Source organism: Thioprofundum lithotrophicum, assembly GCF_055387065.1.
The window spans coordinates 955,423-969,774 of the sequence record NZ_AP042379.1 but is presented as its reverse complement, the minus strand read 5'-3'; the positions used below and the strand labels follow the sequence as shown (position 1 = coordinate 969,774).

The 14,352-nt window shown below is 67.6% G+C and carries 15 protein-coding genes; 8 read left to right on the top strand and 7 right to left on the bottom strand.

The annotated features are described in order from the left end of the window. Positions 1-7 precede the first annotated feature (7 nt). The 4 genes from ACZ5BH_RS04550 to rpmB form a co-directional block, all read right to left on the bottom strand. Positions 8-397 (bottom strand): hemerythrin family protein, encoded by a 390-nt coding sequence (locus ACZ5BH_RS04550; protein WP_464890731.1) that lies wholly within the window; start codon positions 395-397, stop codon positions 8-10. A gap of 110 nt (positions 398-507) precedes the next feature. Continuing rightward, complete coding sequence (locus tag ACZ5BH_RS04545) at positions 508-1,701, bottom strand: EAL and HDOD domain-containing protein (RefSeq protein WP_464890730.1); 1,194 nt, start codon at positions 1,699-1,701, stop codon at positions 508-510. A 122-nt stretch (positions 1,702-1,823) separates the two neighbouring features. Beyond that, on the bottom strand, positions 1,824-1,979 hold the full coding sequence (gene rpmG / locus ACZ5BH_RS04540) for a 50S ribosomal protein L33 (RefSeq protein WP_464890729.1): 156 nt from the start codon (positions 1,977-1,979) through the stop codon (positions 1,824-1,826). Positions 1,980-1,992: 13 nt separating this feature from the next. Next, positions 1,993-2,229 (bottom strand): 50S ribosomal protein L28, encoded by a 237-nt coding sequence (gene rpmB, locus ACZ5BH_RS04535; protein WP_464890728.1) that lies wholly within the window; start codon positions 2,227-2,229, stop codon positions 1,993-1,995. Positions 2,230-2,431: 202 nt separating this feature from the next. Here rpmB and radC point away from each other — a divergent pair, with 202 nt between their 5' ends. From radC to slmA, 6 genes are all read left to right on the top strand, one after another. Further along, positions 2,432-3,106, top strand: a complete 675-nt coding sequence (gene radC, locus ACZ5BH_RS04530) for a RadC family protein (protein ID WP_464890727.1) — start codon at positions 2,432-2,434, stop codon at positions 3,104-3,106. Between the two features lie 162 nt (positions 3,107-3,268). Continuing rightward, positions 3,269-4,612, top strand: coding sequence for a bifunctional phosphopantothenoylcysteine decarboxylase/phosphopantothenate--cysteine ligase CoaBC (gene coaBC / locus ACZ5BH_RS04525; RefSeq protein ID WP_464890726.1), 1,344 nt, complete (start codon positions 3,269-3,271; stop codon positions 4,610-4,612). A gap of 60 nt (positions 4,613-4,672) precedes the next feature. Further along, complete coding sequence (gene dut / locus ACZ5BH_RS04520) at positions 4,673-5,128, top strand: dUTP diphosphatase (RefSeq protein ID WP_464890725.1); 456 nt, start codon at positions 4,673-4,675, stop codon at positions 5,126-5,128. A 211-nt stretch (positions 5,129-5,339) separates the two neighbouring features. After that, entirely contained in the window at positions 5,340-7,958 is a 2,619-nt protein-coding gene (locus ACZ5BH_RS04515) for a phosphomannomutase/phosphoglucomutase (protein ID WP_464890724.1), read from the top strand. Between the two features lie 43 nt (positions 7,959-8,001). After that, the gene (argB, locus tag ACZ5BH_RS04510; protein WP_464890723.1) at positions 8,002-8,895 is read left to right on the top strand and encodes an acetylglutamate kinase; all 894 of its coding nucleotides are present in this window, start codon (positions 8,002-8,004) and stop codon (positions 8,893-8,895) included. Between the two features lie 4 nt (positions 8,896-8,899). Continuing rightward, complete coding sequence (slmA, locus tag ACZ5BH_RS04505) at positions 8,900-9,490, top strand: nucleoid occlusion factor SlmA (RefSeq protein ID WP_464890722.1); 591 nt, start codon at positions 8,900-8,902, stop codon at positions 9,488-9,490. Positions 9,491-9,819: 329 nt separating this feature from the next. On the opposite strand, the gene ACZ5BH_RS04500 is transcribed toward slmA, so the two are convergent. Next, positions 9,820-10,506, bottom strand: a complete 687-nt coding sequence (locus ACZ5BH_RS04500; protein ID WP_464890721.1) for a hypothetical protein — start codon at positions 10,504-10,506, stop codon at positions 9,820-9,822. A 29-nt stretch (positions 10,507-10,535) separates the two neighbouring features. Between ACZ5BH_RS04500 and ACZ5BH_RS04495 the strand changes: the two genes are divergently transcribed. After that, positions 10,536-11,285 (top strand): sulfite exporter TauE/SafE family protein, encoded by a 750-nt coding sequence (locus ACZ5BH_RS04495; protein WP_464890720.1) that lies wholly within the window; start codon positions 10,536-10,538, stop codon positions 11,283-11,285. Between the two features lie 84 nt (positions 11,286-11,369). Here ACZ5BH_RS04495 and pyrE read toward each other — a convergent pair whose 3' ends face one another. Then, the gene (pyrE, locus tag ACZ5BH_RS04490) at positions 11,370-12,020 is read right to left on the bottom strand and encodes an orotate phosphoribosyltransferase (RefSeq protein ID WP_464890719.1); all 651 of its coding nucleotides are present in this window, start codon (positions 12,018-12,020) and stop codon (positions 11,370-11,372) included. Positions 12,021-12,092: 72 nt separating this feature from the next. Here pyrE and ACZ5BH_RS04485 point away from each other — a divergent pair, with 72 nt between their 5' ends. Beyond that, positions 12,093-12,863 carry an exodeoxyribonuclease III gene (locus ACZ5BH_RS04485; RefSeq protein ID WP_464891192.1) on the top strand — a complete coding sequence of 257 codons (771 nt, stop codon included), beginning with the start codon at positions 12,093-12,095 and terminating at the stop codon, positions 12,861-12,863. A 287-nt stretch (positions 12,864-13,150) separates the two neighbouring features. Here ACZ5BH_RS04485 and ACZ5BH_RS04480 read toward each other — a convergent pair whose 3' ends face one another. After that, positions 13,151-14,350, bottom strand: a complete 1,200-nt coding sequence (locus ACZ5BH_RS04480; protein WP_464890718.1) for an ABC transporter permease — start codon at positions 14,348-14,350, stop codon at positions 13,151-13,153. Positions 14,351-14,352 lie beyond the last annotated feature (2 nt).

The window sequence follows — 14,352 nt, the reverse complement described above, 5'->3', positions numbered from 1 at the left end:
CCCCTCGTCACTCGGGACTGTACTTCGTGTCGATGGCCATGATGTGGGTGTTGATCCACAGGCTCAGGAAGGCCATGAAATCCTCGGGCAGGGTGGCGTCGCTGCCGTTGCGGAAGGCTTCCGTGTGCCGGGTGAAGTCCGTGAGCAGGTTGGCGTGGAGCTGCCGGTGGGCGTCGAGGCCGGGAAAGCCCTGTTCGGCCATCATGGCCTCCTCGTCGCGAAAGTGCTCGATGACGAAGGCGCCCAGTTCGTCCACGGCGGCGAGGATCTCGTCACGCGAGGCGCCACTGCGGTTCTTCTGGTAGACCGTTTCCATCAGCTCGATCAGGTGCCTGTGCTGATCGTTCATCGACTCGACGCCGACGTCGAGATCCTCGTTCCACACGAAATAGGCCATGTTGCGCTCCCTCGGAAATGTGCCGGTTGTCATGCAACGTATCGGCAGCGGCATGTCGGGGCTTGACCGGCAAAAGTGTGAATCCGGTCACACTGGCAGAGGAGGGGCGATCAGGTCAGCAAACCGGCCGTCTCGCCGGCTTCGTCGATGGCCTCCAGGTAGGCCGTGCTGAGGGTTTGCGGATCGATGCCGCTGGCGCAGACCCGGTCCCAGTCGGCCTCGTCGTAGGCGATCACGGTCGCCAGCACCTCGCCCACCGGGCCGCTGCGGTCGCGCAGGGCGCGCGTCAGTTCCTCGGAGAGGGGCAGATCGGCGAGCAGTTCGGCCATGGGCCGATCCAGCAGGGCGTCGAGCACCGAGAACAGGCCGGCCGTGTAGCAGGTATCCGGGTCCAGTTCGCCACTCAGGCGGCGGGCCATGTGGGCGCGGATCAGGGCGGTCATCATCAGCTCCGGCGGCTTGTCGCCGAGTTGGGCCATGGCCAGCAGGGAGGCGATCTGGCAGAGGATCCGCCGGCCGAGCAGGGCGATGGCCTGGCGGATGGAGTCGATCTCGCGGGACAGGCCGAAGCGCGGCGAGTTGATGTAACGCAGCAGGCGCCAGGCCAGCCCCACGTCCTGGCCGATCAGTTCCTCCAGCTCGGCATCGCCGAGATCCGGATCCCGCAGGGCCGCCAGCAGTTGCAGCAGGGCCATCTGGTTGGCGGGCATGCGCCGGCCGGCCACCACGTTGGGGCGGGCATAGTAGTAGCCCTGGAAGTAATCGAAACCCAGATCCAGGCACAGGGCGTGCTGCTCGGCGTTCTCCACCTTCTCCGCCAGCAGCTTCAGCGGGTAGCGGCGCAGCCGCGTCACGTGCTCGCGCAGCGCCGCCGTATCGAGGGCGAGCAGATCGATCTTCACGATGTCCGCCAGTTCGACCAGCGGTTCCAGTTCCGGCCGGTAGAGGAAGTCGTCCAGGGCGATGCAGTAGCCCAGAGCGGCCAGGCGCCGCACGGCGGCAATCACTTCCGCATCGGGCGAGATGTCCTCGAGGATCTCCAGCACCACCTGATCGGTCATCTCCGGCAGGGGCTGTTCGCCGAGCAGGAAGCGCCGGGTGAGATTGATGAAGGCCCGGTGTTCCCCCACCAGCCGGTCGAGGCCGATCTCGGTCAGGGCGTTGAGCATCACCTGGGTGGTGGCCAGATCGCCGTCGGCGAACCCGGCCCGGTTGTCGTCGCCGCCGCGCCACAGCAGTTCGTAGGCAAAGACCCGGTTGTTTCGATCGAAGATGGGCTGACGTCCGATGTATACCTGGGCCATGGGCGGATTCCGGGGGAAGGGCTTCCCCCGATCTATCGGCGGGCCCGGCGGCGACTTGACCGGAGGCCGGGCAAGAAAAAACCCGCACGCGGCGGGTTTTGTCGCAGGCCGGTGACGAAAACCTATTTGATTTTCGCTTCCTTGTAGATCACGTGCTTGCGCACCACCGGATCGTACTTCCTGATCTCCATCTTCTCCGGCATGGTGCGCTTGTTCTTGGTGGTGGTGTAGTAGTGGCCGGTGCCGGCGCTGGATACGAGCTTGATCTTTTCACGCATGACGAATTCTCCCTCAGACCTTTTCGCCGCGGGCGCGCAGCTCGGCCAGGACGGCGTCGATGCCCTTCTTGTCGATGATGCGCATGCCCTTGCTGCTCACGCGCAGCTTGACCCAGCGCTGTTCCGACTCGACCCAGAAGCGGTGGCTGTGCAGATTCGGCAGGAAACGGCGGCGCGTCTTGTTGTGCGCATGAGACACGTTGTTGCCGGTCATCGGCCGCTTGCCGGTCACTTGACAGACTCTCGACATGGTTCCTTCTCCAGAAACAGAAAATGGCCCTGGCGGGCGAAAAAAGAGGGCGAATGGTACTGAAAGCAGAGGAAAGATACAAGAGACAAGAGAAAAGCGCCTGCCGCTAAAAGCAACCCTAAAATTGTGTGTACTTTCCTGTGCCCCCTTTCCTCTTGTATCTTTCCCCTTTCCCCTGCTCTCGTTCACATGGAGGTGAATCATGGCCATCCCCGACTGGCCGGCGGCCGAGCGGCCGCGCGAGAAGCTCCTGCAGCGGGGCCCGGGCGCCCTGTCCGATGCCGAACTGCTGGCCATCTTCCTGCGCACCGGCCTTCCCGGGCGCACCGCGGTGGATCTGGCCCGCGAGATCCTGGGCCACTTCGGCGGCCTGCGGGGCCTGCTCGGGGCCGGGCGCCGCGAATTCTGTTCCCGCCCCGGCCTCGGCGAGGCCAAGTATGCCCAGCTTCAGGCCGTGCTGGAACTGGCCCGCCGCCATCTGGATGCCACCCTCAGCCGGGGCGACGCCCTCACGGATCCGGCCGCCACCCGCCGCTACCTGGCCAGCCGCCTGCGGGATCATCCCCACGAGGTGTTCGCCTGCCTGTTTCTCGACAACCGCCACCGGGTGATCGCCTTCGAGGAACTGTTCCGCGGTACCATCGACGGCGCCTCGGTCCATCCCCGCGAGGTGGTGCGCCGCGCCCTGCATCACAATGCGGCCGCCCTGATCCTGGCCCACAACCATCCCTCGGGCGTGGCCGAACCCAGCGAGGCCGACCGGCGGATCACCCGCCGCCTGCAGGACGCGCTGGCCCTGGTGGACGTGCGGGTGCTCGACCACGTGGTGGTCGGCGACGGCGAATGCGTGGCCTTCGCGGAGCGGGGCTGGATTTAGCCGCGCGGGGCGCGGCAGGGACGAGGGCCAAGGGCCGAGTGGCGAGGAACTCAATGGTACGGCGAAGGTGCGACGTGTTGCCTTGATGGCCATATTCCGGTGCTCACGATTTCCTCGTCCCTCGTTCCTCGTTCCTCGTCCCTGTCTTGCTACAATCGCCCCATGACCGATCCTTCCCGATTTCTGGCCGGCAGGCGCATCCTTCTGGGCGTGACCGGCAGCATCGCGGCCTACAAGGCTGGCGAGGTGGTGCGGCGGCTGCGCGAGGCGGGGGCCGAGGTGCGGGTGATCATGACCGCCGGGGCTGGCGAGTTCGTCCGGCCGCTGACCTTCCAGGCCCTCTCCGGCCATCCGGTGCACCGGGATCTGCTCGACGAGGCGGCCGAGGCGGGCATGGGCCACATCGAGCTGGCCCGCTGGGCCGACGCCATCCTGGTGGCGCCGGCCAGCGCCGACTTCCTGGCCCGGCTGGCCCAGGGGCGGGCCGACGATCTGCTCGCCGCCGTGTGCCTGGCCTCCGAGGTGCCGCTGGCGGTGGCGCCGGCCATGAACGCGAAGATGTGGGCCAGCCCGGCCACGGCCGACAACGTGCGCACGCTGGGGGCCCGCGGGGTGGTGCTGCTCGGGCCCGACGAGGGCCCGCAGGCCTGCGGCGACACCGGCGCCGGCCGCCTGCTGGCCCCTGAAACGCTGGTGGCCCGCGTCGGGGAGCTGTTTGCCAGCGGCCTTCTGGCCGGCCGCCGCCTGGTGATCACCGCCGGGCCCACCCGCGAGGCCATCGACCCCGTGCGCTACCTGAGCAACCGCAGTTCCGGCAAGATGGGTTTCCAGCTGGCCCGGGCCGCGGCCGAGGCGGGCGGCCAGGTGGTGCTGATCAGCGGCCCCGTATCCCTGGAGACCCCGCCCGGCGTCGAGCGGGTGGACGTGGAGAGCGCCCAGGAGATGTACGAAGCGGTGCTCGCGGCGCTGCCGGGCACGGCGATTTTCATCGGCGCCGCCGCAGTGGCCGACTACCGCCCGGCCCGGCCGGCCGCCGCCAAGATCAAGAAGACGGCCGAAACGCTGACCCTGGAACTCGAGCGCACGCCCGACATCCTCGCCGAAGTGAAGGCCCGGCGCCCCGATCTCTTCTGCGTGGGCTTCGCCGCCGAGACCGACGATCTGGAACGCCACGCTCGGGACAAGCTCGTCCGCAAGGGCATCGACATGGTGGCGGCCAACCGGGTGGGCCCGGCGGCCCCCGAGGCCGGTGGCGTGTTCGGCAGCGACGACAACGCCCTGCACCTGTTCTGGCCGGGTGGCGAGGCCAGCCTGCCGCTGGCCAGCAAGGCCCGCCTGGCGCGCCAGCTCATCGAACACATTGCCACCCGTCTCGAGGCCTTCCACGCCGCGCGGCCGGAACCGGCCAAGGTGGTCCCATTGGGAGGGACGACGACTGCAGGGATGCAGGAGGTAGAGCGACGCAGGAAGCCGAAGCCGGGAGACGAGGGACGAGGGACGAGGTAGGGTGCGCCGGAGGGGTCGGTTATACTCGCGCCTGGCTTCCTGAACAGACCCGCGAGCGCCATGCAATCCATCCAGTTGAAGATCCTCGATCCCCGCCTGGGGGATTCCATTCCCCTGCCCGACTATGCCACCGACGGCTCCGCCGGCCTGGATCTGCGCGCCTGTGTCGACGGCCCGCTGATCCTGCCGCCGGGCGCCACCGAGCTGATTCCCACCGGCATGGCCATCCACATCGGCGATCCGGGCCTGGCGGCGGTGATCCTGCCCCGCTCGGGGCTGGGCCACAAGCACGGCATCGTGCTCGGCAATCTGGTGGGCCTGATCGATTCGGACTACCAGGGGCAGCTCTTCGTCTCCTGCTGGAATCGCGGCCGGGACAGTTTCACCATCGAACCGGGCGACCGCATCGCCCAGCTGGTCTTCGTGCCGGTGGTGCAGGCCCGCTTCGAGGTGGTCGAGTCCTTCGAGGCCAGCCAGCGGGCCGAGGGCGGGTTCGGGCACACCGGCCGGGGCTGACACGGCGCGCCTGCCGGCACCGGCAAGGCTTGTCACGGCAGGCTTTCCGTTATATTAAGGAAGGCAATACGCAACGAATCGCTAAAGACCGGCGCCCCCCAGCCGCTCAAGCAATGACGATTGCCCCGGCCCGATGGCCGGACAACACCGAACCATTCCGGCAATCGCACGGCGAATCGAAACAGGCACACACCGACGGGAGACATCCGGCGTGGCAAGAGCAGGGAAACTACGTGCCCGCAAGCGGCGGGGCGGGAAGAGCAGGAAGGGCACCGGCCTCAGTCTCAGGGCGGCCAGCCTCATCGCCATCGGCACCTTCATTCTCATTTTCACCACCGGCATCTTTCTGGCCGAGCTGTTTCCCCTGCAACGGCTGCAGGCCCTGCGCACCGTGGCCGTCGAGGCCCAGGGCCGGCAACTGGCCGACGGGCTGGCGCTGAAACTGGCCGAATACACGCAGGGTGCGCGGACCATCGCCCGGGACCCGGCCATCGTGGCCCTGGCGAAGGCCGGCGACCGGGCGGCACTGGCCCGGCGCGCCCGGGAACTGCAGGCCCTGTTCCCCTGGGCGCTGAGCGTGCGCTTCGTGCCCGTGGGGCTGGCCGCGCCGGACCCGCAGGTGCGTCCGCCCATCGGCTTCGCCTGCCTCGACATGATGCGCGAGGCGGAAAAGCGCCGCGCCGCGCCGCCGGTGGAGGTGCATGTGCCCGGCACACCCCAGCAGCACGTGGACATCATCCAGCCGGTGCTCGATGCCGCTGGCCGGCGGGTGCTGGCCCATCTGCAGGTGGCGCTCAAGGTGGAGGCGCTCAACCAGTGGCTTCGGGCGCTGGCGGGCAAGGAAGGGTACGTGAGTCTGGTGCAGACCATCTCCGACCGGGCCGGCGTGCAGCTCGCCCAGCTCGGGGATCCGAACCTGCGCTCCGAGGGCCGCTCGGCGGAAGTCCCGGTGCCCGGCACCCGCTGGAAGGTCAATCTCTGGCTGAGCCGCCATGGCGAGCCGGGGCTGCTGGACACCCACATCCTGCTGGTGTTCGTGGTCGGCGCGCTGATGAGCTTCCTGCTGATCCTGTTGCTGTGGCGGTCGCTGAGCCGGGCCATCAGCCACGATCTCGAGAACTTCATGCCCATGATGGCCGCCGAGCTCTACGGCCGGAAGGCCCATGAGTATCAGCTCCTGCTGCCCGAGTTCCGCGAGGCCAGCCGGCGCATCGCCAACCTGGTGGAAGAGAGCAACACCATGGAGCGGGAGCGGGACGACGACGCCACCAGCCTCAGCCTCAAGGAGCTGCGCATCGAGGACATGGACGATTCGCAGATCATGGACGTCTCCTCGGTGGCGGTGGAGGAGCTGGACGATCTGTCTGCCTTCGAGGCGGCGCGCGCCGCCCAGACGGCCCCGGCCGCCCCCCAGGCGGAAGCGAAACCGGCGCCGGCCGCCCCCGCCACCCCGCCGGCCCTGCCGCCGGAGGAGATCTTCAAGGCCTACGACATCCGCGGCATCGTCGGCCACACCCTGACCGCCGCACACATGGAGCTGATCGGCAAGGCGCTGGGCAGTGAGGCCATCAGCCGTGGCGTGCACCGCATCGCTTTCGCCCGCGACGGCCGCCTCTCCGGGCCGGAACTGGGTCAGGCCCTGGTCAAGGGCATCCTCTCCACCGGGGTGGACGTGGTGGACGTGGGCATGGTGCCCACCCCGCTGCTCTACTACGCCGCCGCCGAACTCACCGACGGCAGCGGCGTGATGCTCACCGGCAGCCACAACCCGCCCGACTACAACGGTCTCAAGATCGCGCTCGACGGCGAATCGCTGGCCGGCGATGCCATCCAGATCCTCAAGGAGCGGGTCTACACCGAGGACTTCGTGACCGGCCAGGGCCAGTACGAGACCCATCCGGTGAGCAGCAAGTACGTGGAGCGGGTGACCTCGGAGATCCGTCTCCAGCGGCCGCTCAAGATCGTGGTGGACTGCGGCAACGGCGTGGCCGGCGGCATCGCCCCCAAGCTCTACCGGGCCCTGGGCTGCGAGGTGGTGGAGCTGTACAGCGAGGTGGACGGCCGTTTCCCCAACCACCATCCCGATCCCAGCCAGCCCGAGAACCTCAAGGATCTGATCGAGATGGTGCGCGCTTCCGGCGCCGATCTGGGCTTCGCCTTCGACGGCGACGGCGATCGGCTGGGCGTGGTGGGCCCGGACGGCAGCATCATCTGGCCCGATCGGCTGATGATGCTGTTCGCCGCCGACGTGCTCTCGCGCAACCCCGGCGCGCAGATCATCTACGACATCAAGTGCAGCAACAACCTCACCGCCGCCATCTGGGAGCGCGGCGGCGAGCCGGTGATGTGGAAGACCGGCCATTCGCTGATCAAGACCAAGATGAAGCAGTCGGGCGCCCTGCTGGCCGGCGAGATGAGCGGCCACATCTTCTTCAAGGAGCGCTGGTACGGCTTCGACGACGCCCTCTATGCCGGCGCCCGCCTGCTGGAGATCCTGGCCGCAGACGAACGGTCCGTGCAGGAGGTGTTCGCCAGCCTGCCCGATGCGGTCAACACCCCCGAGCTGCGGGTGGAGCTGCCCCAGGCGGAGCTGGAGCCCTTCATGGACGAACTGCTCTCCCGGGCCGACTTCCCCGAGGCCAACATCACCATGATCGACGGCATCCGCGCCGACTTCGAGTACGGCTGGGGGCTGGTGCGCGCCTCCAACACCACGCCGAGCCTGATCCTGCGCTTCGAGGGGCGCGATGCCGAGAGCCTGGCGAAGGTGCAGGAACAGTTCCGCGCGCTGCTGCTCGCCATCCGGCCCGATTTGCGCCTGCCCTTCTGATTTGGGTATCCTGCCGCGCTGATTGACTCACCGGAAACCGAGCATGCCCATCCCGCCCGCCGACGCCCACCAGATCGCCAAGGTTCTCTCCGAGGCGCTGCCCTACATCCAGCGCTTCCACGGCAAGACCCTGGTCATCAAGTATGGCGGCAACGCCATGGTGGACGATCGGCTCAAGAGCGGCTTCGCCCGCGACATCGTGCTGATGAAGACCGTGGGCATGAACCCGGTGGTGGTGCACGGCGGCGGCCCGCAGATCGGCAACATGCTCGAGCAGATCGGCAAGGAGTCCACCTTCGTCGAGGGCATGCGGGTCACCGACAGCGAGACCATGGACGTGGTGGAAATGGTCCTCGGCGGGCTGGTGAACAAGGAGATCGTCAACCTCATCAACCAGCACGGCGGCAAGGCCGTGGGCCTCACCGGCAAGGACGGCAGGTTGATCCGCGCCCGCAAGCTCACCTTCGCGCGCCAGGACCCGGAGATGAACGCCCCCGAGATCATCGACATCGGCCACGTGGGCGAAGTGGCGAGCATCGATCCGGCCGTGCTGCGCATGCTCGAGAACAGTGACTTCATTCCGGTCATCGCCCCCATCGGCGTGGGCGAGGACGGCCAGTCCTACAACATCAACGCCGATCTGGTGGCCAGCAAGCTGGCCAGCACCCTGCAGGCGGAGAAACTGATCCTGCTCACCAACACCCCCGGCGTGCTGGACAGGGACGGCGAGCTGCTCACCGGCCTCAGGGCGGAACGGGTGGCGGAGCTGATCGCCGACGGCACCATTCACGGTGGCATGCTGCCCAAGATCCGCTGCGCCCTCGATGCGGTGCAGTCCGGGGTCAACACCGCCCAGATCATCGACGGCCGGGTGGCCCATGCCGTGCTGCTCGAAGTGCTCACCGACGCCGGCGTGGGCACCCTGATCAAGCGGTGAACCCATGAGCGAGACGGGCCGCAAATCTTCCCGCCGCCAGCAGATCCTCGAGACCCTGGCCCAGGAACTGGAACGCTCGCCCGGCGAGCGCATCACCACCGCCGGCCTGGCCCGGGCCGTGGGCGTCTCCGAAGCCGCCCTGTACCGCCACTTCCCCAGCAAGGCCCGCATGTTCGAGGGGCTCATCGAGTTCATCGAGGATTCGGTGTTCGGCCTCACCAACCAGATCCTGGAACGGGACAAGACCGTCCTCGGCCGCTGCGAACGGCTCATGGCCCTGCTGCTGGGCTTCGCCGAGCGCAACCCCGGCCTGTGCCGCCTGCTGGCCGGCGACGTGCTGGTGGGCGAGACCGAACGCCTGCGCCAGCGCATCAACCAGTTCTACGAACGGCTGGAAACCCAGTTCAAGCAGATCCTGCGCGAAGGCGAACTGGCCGGCCAGCTCCCCCCGGACCGCCCCGTCGCCCCCCTGGCCAACCTCCTGCTGGCCGTGGTCGAAGGCCGCATCAACCAGTTCGTGCGCAGCGGCTTCCGCCGCCGCCCCCTGGAGCTGTGGGAGGACCAGTGGGCGATGCTGGCGGAATTGCTCGGCTGAGGGGGCTTTCGGGAAGGGCGGTGGAAGGAACACGGAGGGCACGGAGACACGGAGACACGGAGATCACGGAGGAGTGGCGAGTGTCTTGACCATGAAACCACCAACCCGGATGTTGCAACACGGGCGCCGCAAGCCCTGATTTGCCAGAAGGGTTGGCCGGTTGTCACACCCGTCGCCGTAGGCGCGGCGCAAGCCGCGAACGGACAGTGCCGAGGAACGAGTGGCGAGGGCCGAGGCCACCGAAGCCAACCAGCCGCGTTTTTCCTCGGCCCTCGCCACTCGGCCCTGCATGGGTCGCGGCTTGCGCCGCTCCTACACGGGGGGGCGTTTCAGTGGGTGTGACTTTCGCCGTGCGCCTGGGAATCCGGCGCCTTCTCCGCTGAAGGCGCAATCCCCTTCAGTTCGCGGAAGCGTTTCAGATCCGCGTCGAAGCGTTTTTCCAGGGCGATGATGTCGCGCTGTTTCTTGGCCACGAATTCCTCGTTGTCCCTGATCTGGCGTTTGAGGCTTTCCATCTCCTCGAACAGCTCCTTCGGCGGCTCCTCGCCGGCGCGTTCGAAATCGGCGGCGCGTTTTTGCACCCGGTTCAGGTTGGCCTTCAGGGAGCGGGTGTTGCTGTTGGTGATGGCGATGATGCTCTCGATGGCCTGGATGCGGCTCTTGCGGGCCAGTTCGATGTCGCGTTCGGTGGTGAAGGTGTTGAGCAGGATCTCGTCGCGGCGCTTCTGCTCGGCCCGCCGCCGGCGTTCCGCCGCTTCCCGGGCCAGTTGTTCGCGGCTCTTGGCCGCCTCGATCACGTCCACCACGATGCCGCGCTCGTTGATGATCTCGATGCGCTGCTGGGCGTACTCGGGGGGCACGAACTGGCCGCACTCGCGAATGCCGTCCTTGTTCACCCAGCACTTGATGCGGCTGCCGGCGCCGGCCGGGCCCGCGGCCAGCAGCAGGGCCAGCCCCAGCACCGGCCACAGGCCCGTTTTGCACCGCTGCAGGATTCGGGGTATATAGCGGCTCATCCTTTCCTCTTCATGGTCTTCCCCGGCGCATGCTCGACTATGTCCTCTTGTTCTTCGTCTCGCTGGTGGCCAATGCCTTTTCCGCCTTCGCCGGGGGAGGCGCGGGGCTGCTGCAGCTACCGGCACTGATTTTTCTCGGACTCCCGTTCAGTGTAGCACTGGCCACCCACAAGCTGGCAAGCGTGGCCCTCGGCGTGGGCGCCACCGCCCGCCAGCTCCAGGAGAAGGCGCTGGACTGGCGTTTCGCCCTGCTGATCCTCGCCACCGGCGTGCCCGGCGTGGTGCTGGGCGCCAGCCTGGTGCTGCGGGTGCCGGACCGCCCGGCGGAAATCGCCCTCGGCATCCTCACCCTCGGCCTCGGGCTCTATTCCCGCTCGAAGCCGGGTCTCGGCCTCGTGGCCGAGGCCGCCCACCGCAACCGGCGCGGCTACCTCATCGGTGGCGGCGTGCTGTTCGCCATCGGCATCCTCAACGGCTCCCTCACCTCCGGGACCGGGCTGTTCGTCACCCTCTGGCTGGTGCGCTGGTTCGGTCTCGACTACAAGCGGGCGGTGGCCTACACCCTGGTGCTGGTGGGGCTGTTCTGGAACGGCAGCGGGGCCCTCACGCTCGGTCTGCTCGGCCAGGTGCAGTGGGACTGGGTGCCGGTGCTGCTGGTGGCCTCGGCCCTGGGCGGCTATGTTGGCGCCCACTTCGCCATCGCCCGCGGCAGCCGCTGGATCAAGCTGGCCTACGAGATTGTGACGGTGCTGGTGGGGATCAAGCTGATCTGGGGGTAGGCGTGGCAGATGCAGGTCGGCTTCAGGCCGACACACGTCGGGCCGACAGGAGGTTTGTCGGGCTGAAGCCCGATCTGCGGAGGGTTACCGGGCTTCGATGCCGTATTCGTCGCGGTAGGCCTGCACCCGTTCCAGGTGTGCCTGCATCTCCGGCCGTTCGCCGAGATACCGGATCAGATCCGCGAGCTTCACGATGCTGATCACGGGAATCCCGTAGGTCTCCTCCACTTCCTGGATCGCCGATTTCTCGCCGGTGCCCCGTTCCTGGCGGTCCAGGGCGATCACCACGCCGGCGGGGGTGGCGCCGTGGGCCTCGATGATGGCCATGGATTCGCGGATGGCGGTGCCGGCGGTGATCACGTCGTCGATGATCAGTACCCGCCCGTCGAGGGGCGCGCCGACCAGGTTGCCGCCCTCGCCGTGGTCCTTGGCTTCCTTGCGATTGAAGCACCAGGGGATGTCGTGGCCGTGATGCTCGGCCAGGGCGATGGTGGCGGCGCTGGCCAGGGGGATGCCCTTGTAGGCGGGGCCGAACAGCACGTCGAATTCCGGTGCGCCACGCACGATGGTTTCGGCGTAGAAGCGGCCGAGGCGGGCCAGCGCCTCGCCGGTGTTGAACAGGCCGGCGTTGAAGAAGTAGGGGCTGATGCGGCCCGACTTGAGGGTGAACTCGCCGAAGCGCAGAACCTGGCGCTCGAGGGCGAAATCGATGAAAGCCTTCTGGTAGGGGAGCATGGGATCGTTTCGGGTGGTTTCGCGGGGCGTGTATGATACACGCTTTCGCGTTCACGACGGGAGTCAGCCATGCTGCGGGTCATCACCTTCAACGTCAACGGCATCCGCGCCGCCGCGCGCAAGGGTTTCTTCGACTGGCTGCGCCATCAGCGGGCCGACGTGGTCTGCCTGCAGGAGACCAAGGCCCAGGAGCACCAGCTCGACGGCGGCTACTATCCGAAGGCCTTTCATACCTATTATTTCGATGCCGAAAAGAAGGGTTACAGCGGCACGGCGCTGTTCGCGCGCAAGGAACCCCGGCGCATCGTGCGCGGGCTGGGCTGGGATCCGGTGGACAGCGAGGGCCGCTGGCTGCAGGCCGACTACGCGGATCTGAGCATCGTCTCCTTCTACCTGCCCTCGGGCTCGGCCAGCCCCGAGCGGCACCAGCGCAAGCTGCAGTTCATGGAGCGCCTGTTCGAGGAGTTTCGCCGCCTGCGCCGCCAGCGGCGGGAGTTCATCATCTGTGGCGACTTCAACATCGTGCACCGGGAGATCGACATCACCAACTGGAAGAGCAACCAGAAGAACTCGGGCTGCACCCCCGAGGAACGGGCCTGGCTGGATCGCCTGTTCGACGAACTGGGCTACGTGGACGCCTTCCGCGTGGTCGATCCCCGTCCCGGCCAGTACACCTGGTGGTCCAATCGCGGCCGCGCCCGCGAAAAGAACGTGGGCTGGCGCATCGACTACCAGATCGTCACCCCCGGCCTGAAAGACCGGATCCGCAAGGCGCGGATCTACAAGGACAAGTGGTTCTCGGATCACGCGCCGTTGATCATGGATTACGACATCGAATTGTAGGTTTCGATGGGCTCGGTGGAAGGAACGCAGAGGACGCGGAGACGCAGAGGACGCCGAGAATTTATTGTGATCTACGGTGGTAGGGTGCGCTCGCGCAGCTGCGCACCGTGGAAGGCTGGTCGTTATCTTCTCCGTGAGGCCTGTTTTGTTCTTCGAGGTTTCACTAATCCAAACGTGATAATGGTGGTCCGCGGCTGCGCGAGCGCACCCTACGAAATGATTTTCCTGCTCTGCGCTCTCTGCGTCTCCGCGTCCTCTGCGTTCCTTCCACCGAGTATCAAAAAGTGCTATTCCGCCCGCAGCGCCACCACCGGGTCGAGGCGGGCGGCGCGGCGGGCGGGGAGGACGCCGGCGGCGAGGCCGATGAGGAGGGAGAGGGTTTCGGCGAGGATCACGAAGGTCAGGGGGGTGTGCACCGGCAGGGCGGGGATCAGGGCGTGCAGCAGCCAGGCAGTGCCGATGCCCAGCAGCAGGCCGGCCAGGCCGCCGAGGGCGGCGAGCACCATGGCCTCGCCGAGGAACAGGGCCAGCACCTGACGGCGGCGGGCGCCGAGGGCGCGCAGCAGGCCGATCTCGGCGGTGCGTTCGTTGACGGCGATGGTCATGATGGTGACGATGCCGATGCTGCCCACCAGCAGGGAGATGCCGCCGATGGCGCCCACGGCGAAGGTCAGCACGTCGAGCACCGAGCCGAGCACGTCCAGCATCTGCTGCTGGGTGGTGATGGTGAAGTCTTCCTTGCCGTGGCGGGCGATCAGGGTCTTGCGGATCCCTTCCACCACCTTCTCCACCGGGGTCTGTTCCCGGTACAGCACGTCGATCTCGAACAGCGAGTCGCGGTTGAACAGGCCCAGGGCGCGGGCCGCGGGGATATACACCGTGTCGTCCAGATCGAAGCCCAGCACCGTGCCCTTGGGTTCCATCACCCCGATCACGCGGTAGCGACTGCCGGCGATGGCGATCCGCTGGCCGAGGGGATTCCGGTTGCCGAACAGCTCCTGGCGCAGCTTGCTGCCGAGCACCGCGAAGGCCCGCGGGGCGGTCGGATCGTCGGGCGGCAGGAAGCGCCCCGAGCGCACGTGCATGCGGAAGGCCTCGGGCATCTGCGGGCCGGCGCCGTAGACGTTGGTGCGCCGGCGGCGCTCGCCGGCGTCCACTTCGGCGTTGCCCATCACGAAGGGCACCACCGCCTCCACGTAGGGCAGGCGGCGCAGGGCCGCGGCGTCGTCGAGGGTCAGGGGCCGGTTGGTGCCGAACACGCCCATGCTGGAGCCGGCGGTGGTGGCCTTGCCCGGATTGATGGCGATCAGGGTGGTGCCGAACTGGGTGAACTCGGCGAGCACGAACTTGTGCAGGCCCTCGCCGATGGCGGTGAGCACGATCACCGCGGCGATGCCCACGGCGATGCCGAGCGCGGTGAGCCCGCTGCGCAGGCGGTGGGCGACGAGGGAGGCGCCGGTCAGGTGGAGGAAATCGCGGGCGCGCATGG

Excerpts from the sequence above, each read along its gene's own strand:
- rpmG (WP_464890729.1), bottom strand. The coding sequence starts at position 1,979 with ATGCGTGAAAAGATCAAGCTCGTATCCAGCGCCGGCACCGGCCACTAC.
- ACZ5BH_RS04545 (WP_464890730.1), bottom strand. The coding sequence starts at position 1,701 with ATGGCCCAGGTATACATCGGACGTCAGCCCATCTTCGATCGAAACAAC.
- ACZ5BH_RS04500 (WP_464890721.1), bottom strand. The coding sequence starts at position 10,506 with ATGAGCCGCTATATACCCCGAATCCTGCAGCGGTGCAAAACGGGCCTG.
- argB (WP_464890723.1), top strand. The coding sequence starts at position 8,002 with ATGCCCATCCCGCCCGCCGACGCCCACCAGATCGCCAAGGTTCTCTCC.
- ACZ5BH_RS04495 (WP_464890720.1), top strand. The coding sequence starts at position 10,536 with ATGCTCGACTATGTCCTCTTGTTCTTCGTCTCGCTGGTGGCCAATGCC.
- rpmB (WP_464890728.1), bottom strand. The coding sequence starts at position 2,229 with ATGTCGAGAGTCTGTCAAGTGACCGGCAAGCGGCCGATGACCGGCAAC.
- ACZ5BH_RS04480 (WP_464890718.1), bottom strand. The coding sequence starts at position 14,350 with ATGCGCGCCCGCGATTTCCTCCACCTGACCGGCGCCTCCCTCGTCGCC.
- ACZ5BH_RS04550 (WP_464890731.1), bottom strand. The coding sequence starts at position 397 with ATGGCCTATTTCGTGTGGAACGAGGATCTCGACGTCGGCGTCGAGTCG.
- pyrE (WP_464890719.1), bottom strand. The coding sequence starts at position 12,020 with ATGCTCCCCTACCAGAAGGCTTTCATCGATTTCGCCCTCGAGCGCCAG.
- coaBC (WP_464890726.1), top strand. The coding sequence starts at position 3,269 with ATGACCGATCCTTCCCGATTTCTGGCCGGCAGGCGCATCCTTCTGGGC.
- slmA (WP_464890722.1), top strand. The coding sequence starts at position 8,900 with ATGAGCGAGACGGGCCGCAAATCTTCCCGCCGCCAGCAGATCCTCGAG.
- radC (WP_464890727.1), top strand. The coding sequence starts at position 2,432 with ATGGCCATCCCCGACTGGCCGGCGGCCGAGCGGCCGCGCGAGAAGCTC.
- dut (WP_464890725.1), top strand. The coding sequence starts at position 4,673 with ATGCAATCCATCCAGTTGAAGATCCTCGATCCCCGCCTGGGGGATTCC.